This is a genomic window from Halolamina salina (assembly GCF_042678005.1).
Classification (GTDB): Archaea; Halobacteriota; Halobacteria; order Halobacteriales; family Haloferacaceae; genus Halolamina; species Halolamina salina.
Genome location: NZ_JBHUDH010000027.1, coordinates 17194 through 25700, shown reverse-complemented (window position 1 = coordinate 25700; position 8507 = coordinate 17194). Strand labels below are relative to the sequence as shown.

Sequence of the window (8507 nt, the reverse complement as noted above, 5' to 3'; positions counted from 1 at the left end):
CGCTCGCGGCGCTCCTCGATTGCGTCGAGCCCCTCGTCCAGTTCGGCGACCTGTTCGCGGGCCTCCTCGGCAGCGTCGGCTTTCTCCTCGGCGTCGGCTTCGGTTTCCTCGGCGTCGGCTTCGAGTTCGTCTGCCGCCTCGAGGAGCTCTTCCGCCTCCGCACGGTCGCTCTCGATTTCGGCTTCGAGCTCCTCGACGCGCTCGGTCATTGTCTCGCGGCGCTCGCTGAGCATCTCCGCGCGGCTCTCGGCCTCGACGAGGGACTCGGCGTCCTCGATGTCGGCTTTCAGCTCCTCCTTCCGGCCGTTGAGCTTCCCGAGCCGGGCGGACAGTGCCTCGACGCGCTCGCGGTCCGCTTCCAGCGTGTCGACGTGCGGGGAGTCCTCGACCGGCTGGCCGCACTCGGGGCAGTGGCCTTCCTCGAGCAGTTCTTCGGCCTCCTCGACGCGGTCCCGGGCGGACGCGAGATCCCCGACCGTCTCCTCGATCTCGGCCTGTCGCTCGTCGAGCTCCTCGCGGAGCGACTCGCGGTGGGTCTCGGCCTCGCCCATCTCGACTGGCGCGTCGGCGAACCGGGCCTCGATCTCCTCGCGCTCCCGGGTCACCTCGTCGAGCTCGTCCCGCAGGTCGTCGCGGTCGGCCTCGGCGTCGTCGGCTTCCTGCTCGAGTTCGTCGGCGCGCTCCCGCTTCTCGGTCGCTTGCTCGCGCAGCCGCTCGGCCTCGTCTTCGAGGCTCTCGGCGTCGCTCTCGAGGCTCGTGACTCGATCGCGCTGCTCCTGTCGCTGCTCGCGGAGGTCCGCCTCGCGTTCGTCGAGTTCCTCGCGAGCCGCGGCGACGGCGTCCTCAGTCGCGGCGTCGATGCCAGCGTCATCGGCGAGGTCGTCGAGTTCGGCCTCGCGCTCGTCGATCCGCTCGCGGATCTCGGTGATCTCTTCGAGCAATTCCTCGCGCTCGCTTTCGGTCTCGCGGATCGACGCCTCCAACTCCTCGATCTCCTCGTTCAGCTCTTCGAGTTCGCTCTCCCGTTCCTCGGCCTGCTCGATGATGGACTCGGCCTCGTCTCTGGTCTCTCTCGCGTCCTCGCGGTTCCCCTCGAAGCGCTCGATCTCGTCGTCGAGTTCGGAGAGCTCGCTCTCCAGTTCGTTGAGCCGGTCGTGGAGCTCCTTCGCCTCCTTCCGCTCGATCTGTTCATCGAGCTTGTTCAGACCGCCGCGCTTGTCCGCGAGCACGTCCTCGACGCCGAGGCGGGCGTCGCGGGCCCGCTCGCGGTACTCCTCCAGCTTCCCGAGCTGGAGCAGGTCGTCGATCATCTCCTGGCGCTCCCGGGGGGAGGCGTTGATCAGCCGGTTCACCTCGCCCTGGCGGATGTACGCGCAGTTGCGGAACGCCTCGCTGTCCATCCGGAGCAGCTCCTCGCCGACGAACTCCCGCACGTCGCGGGCACCTTCGACGGTCGTGTCGGCCCCCTCCAGCACGCAGGTCCGGGTCGAGATCGACCCGCCGGAACGCCGGAGCTCTCGAGTGATCTTGTACTCCTCGCCGGCGTGGGTGAACCACAGCTCCACGTCGGTCTCGTCGGCGCCGGTGGTGACCGCGTCGTCGAGCGTCCCGTCCAGCGCCTTCGAGCCGTACAGGGCGAAGAAGCAGGCCTCCAGTAGCGACGACTTCCCGGAGCCGTTCAGCCCGTGGATCACGGTCACGCCGTCGGTGAACTGCAGGTCGGTGTCGGCGTACGGCTTGAAGTTCCGGAGCCGCAGGCGGTCGAACTTCACAGGTACTCCTCCATGGTGCCCTGCTCCTCGTCGTCGGTCTGTAGGCTCGGTTCGTCGGCCTCGGCGTCGCCCTCGCTACCGCCATTTCCGTCGTCGCTGCCGTCCTCGCTCGCCTCCTCGTCCTCACCGGCCGGCTCGAACGCCGCCGGATCGTCGTCGAGCAGGTCAGTCACGCGGTTCCTCACTTCCTCGCGGACGTTCGCGTCGGCCACCTTGCTCTCCCGGACGGTTTCGTCGACGCCGCGGGCGGCCGTCGAGAGCCCCATCTCCGAGACGCGCTCCCTGACCGCCTCGTCCGGGTCGGCGAAGTTGACGCCGATCTCGGCCGCCTCCTCGATCTCCCGGCGGTCGGTGACGCGGACCAGTAAGGCTCCCTCCTCTTCACCGGCCTCCTCGACCGCCGCGGGCGTCACGGGCTCGCCCTCGCCAGTGATCTCGACGATACAGACCGCGTCCGCGAGGTCGTACTGGCGAACCTGCTCGCGCACGCGCTCGACGCCCTCGCCCTCGGCGAGGTCGACGGAGACGAACGCGAACGGTCGGGTGTCGAGGCTGCGCCGGCGGATGTCCACCTCGCCGTCGAACGTGACGAGGTTGTAGCCGCGGGCCTCCTCCTCGCTCGCGCTCGCGCGCTCGGTCGACCCGCAGTAGGTCACCCACGTCCCCGCGACCTCCGCGGTGTCGGCTTTGTGGTTGTCGCCGAGCAGCATCGCGTCGAACTCGACGTTCGCTTCCCCGAGCACGGTCTCGGTGTCCCACTCGCCGAACTCGAAGGGGGTGAACAGGCCGTGGGAGACCAGCGCCGCGTGGGCGGCGTCGTGCTCCTCGAACTCGTAGTCGAGATCGTCCCGGCGCGATTCGGGCACCCAGTCGAGTCCGTAGAACGCGGTGTCACCGACGACGACGGGACTGTCGCGCAGCCGCGTCGCGAGCCCCGTCCCCTCGAACAGGTCCAGCCACTCGCCGGTCCGGGTGGCCTCGTGGTTGCCGACGATCGCGAGAAACGGGATGTCGGCGTCGTCCAACCGCCGCAGCGCGGAGAGTACGGCCATCAAGTCCGGCAGTTCGGGCCGGCGGTCGTGGAACAGGTCGCCGGCGTGGACCACCGCGTCGACGCCTTCCTCGATCGCGTCGTCGACCACGGCGTCGAACGCCCGGCGGAAGTCCGCCCGGCGCTCGGGGGAGTGGTACTGCTGGTAGCCCACGTGGGTGTCGCCCGTGTGTATCACCCGAGTCATCTGCCCCCGGCTACGACCCCTCCCGGGAAGAGCGTTGCGCGAGCGTGGTGGAAGTGGTCCGCGCCCCGCGGGGCCGCTGTTCGCCGGCGTCGTCGGCCGCATCACGGAACGCGTCGAGCGTCTCCAACACTGTCCGACCGCGGGCTGCGACGCCGTCCTCACCCGCCTTCTCGGCGGCGTCGACGGCGCGACGGAGCGCGGCTTCCCCGTCGTTGTCGACGAACGCCGCCGCACTATCGACGTCGCCGATCGCGACCTCGGCCTCGCCGACGGTTCGCTCGGGATCGTCGCCGTGCTGTCGGTGGCTGCCGTCGGCGAGCCGAGCCAGCGCTCGTGCGACGGCGTCCGGATCGGGCATGACTGGGGTAGCCGCGCCATCACACTTGAGTATCGGGGTGATACGAGACTCTGGATAAACAGATGCCAGCGTCGCTGTGTCGCCCGTTCCGTCGCCGGCGCGTTCCGACGCGACCCGAAGCCTCATAAGAGTCAGCCGCCTACGGTCTGCCAATGAGCGATACGGTTGACGACGTCGAACTCCCCTACGAGGAGACGGCGTCGCAACAGGAGAAGATCGAGTCCCTGCGTGACCGCCTCGAGGATCTGGAGGACCAGAACGAGCAGATGCGGGACAGCCTGCTGGACGCCAACGCCGAGAACAACAAGTACCAGCAGAAGCTCGAACGGCTCTCTCACGAGAACGAGAAGCTCAAGCAGTCGCCGCTGTTCGTCGCGACGGTGCAGGAGGTCAACGACGACGGCGTCGTGATCAAACAGCACGGCAACAACCAGGAGGCGCTGACGGAGGTCACCGACGAGATGCGCGAGGAGATCGAGCCCGACGACCGCGTCGCGGTGAACAACTCGCTGTCGGTCGTCCAGAAGCTCACCCGCGAGACGGACGTGCGGGCCCGCGTGATGCAGATCGACCACTCGCCGGACGTCACCTACGCCGACATCGGCGGCCTCGAAGACCAGATGCGCGAGGTGCGCGAGACGGTCGAACTCCCGCTCCAGCAGCCCGGGACGTTCGACAAGGTGGGGATCCAGCCGCCGAGTGGCATCCTGCTCCACGGCCCGCCGGGGACGGGGAAGACGATGCTCGCGAAGGCCGTCGCGAACGAGACCGACGCGAGCTTCATCAAGATGGCCGGCTCCGAACTCGTCCACAAGTTCATCGGCGAGGGCGCAAAGCTCGTCCGCGACCTGTTCGAGGTCGCCCGCGAGAACGAGCCTGCGGTGATCTTCATCGACGAGATCGACGCCATCGCCTCCAAGCGGACGGACTCGAAGACCTCCGGCGACGCCGAGGTCCAGCGGACGATGATGCAGCTGCTCTCGGAGATGGACGGCTTCGACGAGCGCGGCGACATCCGCATCATCGCCGCGACCAACCGCTTCGACATGCTCGACGAGGCGATCCTCCGCCCCGGCCGCTTCGACCGCCTCATCGAGGTGCCCAAGCCCGACGCCGAGGGCCGCGAGCTCATCTTCCAGATCCACACTCGCGACATGAACGTCTCCGAGGACGTGGACTTCGCCGAGCTCGCCGAGATGGCCGAGGACGCCTCCGGCGCCGACGTGAAGGCGATCTGTACCGAGGCGGGGATGTTCGCGATCCGCGACGACCGCACCGAGATCGAGGAGCGCGACTTCGTCGAGGCCTGGGAGAAGCTCCAGAGCAGCGAGACGGTGGAGACGGGCGACTCCCCGGCGTTCGCCTGATCCAGCCGGCCGCTTCCCGGACTGAACCGCCCGCTTTTTCCGCGCCGCCGTCGCTCGCGTCGCTATGGTCGACGACCATTCCATGCCCGAACAGCGCGAGGTCGCCCGGTTCATCGAGGAGAATGGGATGACTGCCCCGCCGGCGTATCGCCTGCTCGACCTCGCCGCCGAGGTGGGCGAGGTCGCGGCCGACGCCGCGAAATCCAGCGAGTACGGCGACGATCCCGACTCGCTTTCGGTCCCCGAGGACGAGATCGGCGACGCGCTGTTCGCGCTCTTAGCGCTCGCCGAGGAGCTGGAAACTGACGCCGGTCGCGCGCTGGAAACGTCGCTCTCGAAGTACGAGGCGCGCATCGACGCCGGCGGCGACGCCGGCTCGGGCGCTTAGAGCAGGAAGAAGACCGCGGTCGGCACCCCGAACAGCAGCACCGTCATGCCGACCAGAATCAGCCCGTAGCCGCCGAGGGCGCCCGCAAGCGCGCGCCACGAGGGGTGCTCGATGTCCATACTCGATTCCGGGGCGCGACGGGACTTAGTTCTCCCGACCGCGTTCAGCCGATGTAGCGTAGCTCCTCGTCGCCGGAGACGCCGCCGCCGCTGCCCTCCTGCATCTGCTGGATCTTTCCGACGACCTCCTCCATCTCCTCGGCGCGCTTCTCCAGGGCGGCGAAGTTCACGCGGAAGTCGAGCTGCCGTTCCAGCGTCTCCAGCACCGCCTGTGCGCTCTTGGGGTCGACGAGGTAGCCGCTGGTCTCCCCCATCAGGCAGGCCACGTCGAGGCCGCGCCGGCCGCCGAGGCCGAGCAGCAGCCCCGAGACGCCGACGATGCCGCCGGCGGGCTCGTCGCCGCGGAACTCCACGCCCGCGTCGGCGAGCGAGTCGGTGAGCTCGCCGTCGCTGACGGCGCCGAGGACGTTGTGCTCCTCGATGAGTTCGCCGGTCGGGACGCCGCCCAGCGCGTACGCCTCCTCGACGCCGAACCCCTCGGCTACGTCGAGGAACGCCTCCGTGAGCTGGTAGTGGCCCTTGTTGCTCCCGGCCTGATGGTTCCCCGTGAGGACGAGCAGGTCGCGGTCGGTCGGGACGGTGCCGGGGTCGTCTTCCTCGGCCTCGTCCTCCTCGACCTCCTCCTCGTCGGCCTCTTCCTCGCCGCCGTCGGCGAGTGCGTCACCTTCGGGGTTCTCGTCGCTTTCGTCCTCGTCGTCCTCGCTCTCTGCGTCCTCGTCTTCCACGTCGGTAGGGGTCGGCGAGGAGAGATCGACCGCGTGGAAGGAGGCGTGGGTCAGCGAGGCGACGCCGTCGTCGTCGACGTCGACCTGCGGGGGGAACTCGTCTGCGTACACCCGCCGGACGAGCGTGCTCTCGAACTCCTCGAGCAGGTGCTCGGCGGCGAGCTTGCCGACGTGGCCGACGCCGGGCAGCCCCTCGACGAGCACGGGGTCGCGGAGCTCGGGGTCTGCGACCGTCTCGATATCGATGGGATCCATACCCGCGAATGGTCTCTCGGCGGGTAAAGGTACGTCGAAACCCTCAGTTCGTGTCGGGGCCGGCGTCGCGCGCCCGCCGGCGGTACTCGCCGTAGGGGTCGGCGGGATCGAACGACGCCGGGGCGGAGTTGACCGCCTCCGCACCGCACTCCGGACACGTCGAAGAAAGCGTGTAGACGGGTCGATCGTGATTGCCCGACCCGCCTGCTCGGTCCGGGTCGTCTTCGGACCTCCACGCCGAGCAGACGCGGATGTCCGACTTCGTCATTCTTCGGGCTCGTTGCGCTCGCGGTGGTACTCCGCTGTACCGCCGCGCTCCTCGATGGCCGTCTCGGCACGTGCCGCCGCGCCCTCGAGCTCCGATTCGGCGGTCTTGTAGTCGGGCGCCTGCACCTCGATGCGGTACTCCGGCGCGCCGACGTAGGAGACTTCGAGCTCGATCTCCTCGGGGACCTCGTGGTCGCCGTCGCCCTCGGCGGCCCGCAGCGCGGCCTTCACGTCGTCGACGCCCTCGGGACCGGGCGAGCGGATGTCGACGTAGCCGGTGACGTTGACGTACGGCACCGAGACGTTCTCGCGGGCGGTCTGGACGACCGCCTGGGCGGCCTCGTCGTCGAGGTCGATGTCGTCGAGCGCCTCCATCCCGTGGACGGCGGCCTCCTCGAACGCCTCGTACAGGGAGTCGTACTCGGCGGTCAGCGCCTCGACCACGTCCTCACGCTCGTGGTCCTCGCCGAAGGCGAGCTCCATCCACTTGTCGGCCTTCTGCTGGTTCTTCCACTCCTGGATCGTCTGCTTGCGCTGGTGCTCGTTGACGTCCTTCAGCGAGAGGTCGACCTGTTGGGCCGACTCGTCGACTTCGAGCACCTTCGCGACGACCGTGCGGCCGACGCTGACGTGGTCGCGGACGTTCTTGATCCAGCCCGAAGCGACCTCCGAGACGTGGACCAGCCCGCGGTGCTCGTACCCCTCCATGTCGACGAACACGCCGAAGTCGGCGATCTCGTCGACCGTGCCGACGACGAGCTCACCCGGCTCGGGCCACTCGTTCCCCGCCATCAGGTGTTATCGCGCCTCGACGGTGTCGGCGACCTCGCCGTTGATCTCCGCCTTCCCGCCGGTGGGGGTCGCCAGCGTGGTGCCACAGACGGCGCAGTTGACCGTCGTGGCGGCCTTCTGGAACAGCACCTGCTCGTTCTCACAGTCCGGACAGACGACTTCGAGGAAGCTCCCCGTCATTCCTGGAACTCCAGGCGGCCGGTCCGCCACCCCTCTCGCATGTGCGCCTTGTTGCAGTCCGAGCAGATGTACTTCAGGTGGGTCTTCTTGGTCGGCTTGTTGCCGGCCGGCACCTTCGAGAACTTCCCGGAGTTCCCGATGACCTTCGTGCCGCGCTTCTGCTGGCGGGCGGCCCACTTCATCCCGGTCTGGCGGCCGGATCGAACCTTCTCGACCTCGTGTTCGTGGTGGGCGTCACAGTGCGGACAGTACGTGTTCATGCGGCGTGGCATCTCCATGGATATTCGCCTCTTGTCGGCGAATTCGAGAGCGTAGCTTAAAACCCGTTTGGTCTCGACCGATGGGGGAGCGAAGCGGTTAAGGAGCGAGTGGCCGAACTCCGGCGCATGAAGCAGCTCATCGTCCACGGCGACGCGGGGTTCCGACGCGACGACGTGATCGAGGTCGACGGGGAGGAGCTGGTCTGTTTCGGCGTGAACAAACAGGGCGACTGGCACGGCCCGGACGAGCCCCAGATGTGGTGTACGGTCGGCACCGAAGACGAGCGCGAGAAGTACGACAAGCGACAGTACGTCCCCAACTGGCTCGACACCGAGAGCGTCGACGCCGAGGACGTCGAGATCCTGAGCGAGAAGAACCCGCTGAACGTTTAACGCCGACTACGGCGCGTGACCTATCGAGGCTTCCGTGCCTCGATCGTGGAGCGCCATGCCGTAGTCGTGTGAAGACCGATCGCGGCTGGCGACCTGTCACGAACTCCGTGTCGTAACACCGGAGCGCCACGCCGCGATCGTGTAAGCGACTATCTTTCTCTCGGCCGCCGCATCACGCCGGCAGCTCCTCGGCCGTCACCTCGTACACCACCACGTCGCCGTGGGTGAACACGGGCTCGTACCCGGCCCGGTCCGAGAAGTTCACCAGCTCGTCGCCGTAGCGGTTCCGCTCGGCGCTGCCGACCCAGACGTAGCGCACGTCGTGCTCGCGGATCACCGACGCGGCATCGGCGGGCGACCCCGTGTAGAGCGCGTCGACGGCGTCGACGCGGG

Annotated in this window: 13 protein-coding genes; 3 read left to right on the top strand and 10 right to left on the bottom strand. The window is 68.4% G+C overall.

All coding sequences use genetic code 11. The annotated features are described in order from the left end of the window. The 3 genes from ACFR9S_RS03640 to ACFR9S_RS03630 all read right to left on the bottom strand — a co-directional run. Positions 1-1772: AAA family ATPase (locus tag ACFR9S_RS03640; protein WP_379818082.1), on the bottom strand; the 1772-nt coding region annotated here is incomplete at its 3' end. After that, on the bottom strand, positions 1769-3010 hold the full coding sequence (gene mre11, locus ACFR9S_RS03635; protein ID WP_379732305.1) for a DNA double-strand break repair protein Mre11: 1242 nt from the start codon (positions 3008-3010) through the stop codon (positions 1769-1771). The genes mre11 and ACFR9S_RS03640, both read right to left, overlap by 4 nt. Positions 3011-3020: 10 nt before the next feature. Then, positions 3021-3368 carry a hypothetical protein gene (locus tag ACFR9S_RS03630; protein ID WP_379818081.1) on the bottom strand — a complete coding sequence of 116 codons (348 nt, stop codon included), beginning with the start codon at positions 3366-3368 and terminating at the stop codon, positions 3021-3023. A gap of 152 nt (positions 3369-3520) precedes the next feature. Between ACFR9S_RS03630 and pan1 the strand changes: the two genes are divergently transcribed. After that, positions 3521-4735, top strand: coding sequence for a proteasome-activating nucleotidase Pan1 (gene pan1, locus ACFR9S_RS03625; protein WP_379732494.1), 1215 nt, complete (start codon positions 3521-3523; stop codon positions 4733-4735). Between the two features lie 82 nt (positions 4736-4817). After that, a complete protein-coding gene (locus ACFR9S_RS03620; RefSeq protein WP_379732499.1) occupies positions 4818-5123 on the top strand; it encodes a MazG-like family protein in 306 nt (101 codons plus the stop codon). Here ACFR9S_RS03620 and ACFR9S_RS03615 read toward each other — a convergent pair. The 6 genes from ACFR9S_RS03615 to ACFR9S_RS03590 are packed head-to-tail and all read right to left on the bottom strand — an operon-like array spanning position 5120 to position 7739. Further along, entirely contained in the window at positions 5120-5242 is a 123-nt protein-coding gene (locus tag ACFR9S_RS03615; protein WP_379732496.1) for a hypothetical protein, read from the bottom strand. The genes ACFR9S_RS03620 and ACFR9S_RS03615 overlap by 4 nt on opposite strands. Positions 5243-5286: 44 nt before the next feature. After that, on the bottom strand, positions 5287-6222 hold the full coding sequence (locus ACFR9S_RS03610) for a PAC2 family protein (RefSeq protein ID WP_379818080.1): 936 nt from the start codon (positions 6220-6222) through the stop codon (positions 5287-5289). A gap of 43 nt (positions 6223-6265) precedes the next feature. Then, entirely contained in the window at positions 6266-6490 is a 225-nt protein-coding gene (locus ACFR9S_RS03605; RefSeq protein ID WP_379732078.1) for an RNA-protein complex protein Nop10, read from the bottom strand. Next, entirely contained in the window at positions 6487-7281 is a 795-nt protein-coding gene (locus ACFR9S_RS03600; RefSeq protein WP_379732077.1) for a translation initiation factor IF-2 subunit alpha, read from the bottom strand. Before ACFR9S_RS03600 ends, ACFR9S_RS03605 begins: the two co-directional genes overlap by 4 nt. A 6-nt stretch (positions 7282-7287) precedes the next feature. After that, positions 7288-7461 (bottom strand): 30S ribosomal protein S27e, encoded by a 174-nt coding sequence (locus ACFR9S_RS03595; RefSeq protein WP_379732076.1) that lies wholly within the window; start codon positions 7459-7461, stop codon positions 7288-7290. After that, positions 7458-7739, bottom strand: coding sequence for a 50S ribosomal protein L44e (locus tag ACFR9S_RS03590; RefSeq protein ID WP_379732075.1), 282 nt, complete (start codon positions 7737-7739; stop codon positions 7458-7460). The genes ACFR9S_RS03595 and ACFR9S_RS03590 overlap by 4 nt, the downstream gene beginning before the upstream one ends. Positions 7740-7847: 108 nt before the next feature. Between ACFR9S_RS03590 and ACFR9S_RS03585 the strand changes: the two genes are divergently transcribed. Next, positions 7848-8114, top strand: coding sequence for an HAH_0734 family protein (locus ACFR9S_RS03585; RefSeq protein ID WP_379732074.1), 267 nt, complete (start codon positions 7848-7850; stop codon positions 8112-8114). A gap of 172 nt (positions 8115-8286) precedes the next feature. On the opposite strand, the gene ACFR9S_RS03580 is transcribed toward ACFR9S_RS03585, so the two are convergent. Beyond that, on the bottom strand, positions 8287-8507 hold a 221-nt coding region (locus tag ACFR9S_RS03580), incomplete at its 5' end, for a hypothetical protein (RefSeq protein ID WP_379818079.1).

Excerpts from the sequence above, each read along its gene's own strand:
- mre11 (WP_379732305.1), bottom strand. The coding sequence starts at position 3,010 with ATGACTCGGGTGATACACACGGGCGACACCCACGTGGGCTACCAGCAG.
- ACFR9S_RS03630 (WP_379818081.1), bottom strand. The coding sequence starts at position 3,368 with ATGCCCGATCCGGACGCCGTCGCACGAGCGCTGGCTCGGCTCGCCGAC.
- pan1 (WP_379732494.1), top strand. The coding sequence starts at position 3,521 with ATGAGCGATACGGTTGACGACGTCGAACTCCCCTACGAGGAGACGGCG.
- ACFR9S_RS03620 (WP_379732499.1), top strand. The coding sequence starts at position 4,818 with ATGCCCGAACAGCGCGAGGTCGCCCGGTTCATCGAGGAGAATGGGATG.
- ACFR9S_RS03615 (WP_379732496.1), bottom strand. The coding sequence starts at position 5,242 with ATGGACATCGAGCACCCCTCGTGGCGCGCGCTTGCGGGCGCCCTCGGC.
- ACFR9S_RS03610 (WP_379818080.1), bottom strand. The coding sequence starts at position 6,222 with ATGGATCCCATCGATATCGAGACGGTCGCAGACCCCGAGCTCCGCGAC.
- ACFR9S_RS03605 (WP_379732078.1), bottom strand. The coding sequence starts at position 6,490 with ATGACGAAGTCGGACATCCGCGTCTGCTCGGCGTGGAGGTCCGAAGAC.
- ACFR9S_RS03600 (WP_379732077.1), bottom strand. The coding sequence starts at position 7,281 with ATGGCGGGGAACGAGTGGCCCGAGCCGGGTGAGCTCGTCGTCGGCACG.
- ACFR9S_RS03595 (WP_379732076.1), bottom strand. The coding sequence starts at position 7,461 with ATGACGGGGAGCTTCCTCGAAGTCGTCTGTCCGGACTGTGAGAACGAG.
- ACFR9S_RS03590 (WP_379732075.1), bottom strand. The coding sequence starts at position 7,739 with ATGGAGATGCCACGCCGCATGAACACGTACTGTCCGCACTGTGACGCC.
- ACFR9S_RS03585 (WP_379732074.1), top strand. The coding sequence starts at position 7,848 with ATGAAGCAGCTCATCGTCCACGGCGACGCGGGGTTCCGACGCGACGAC.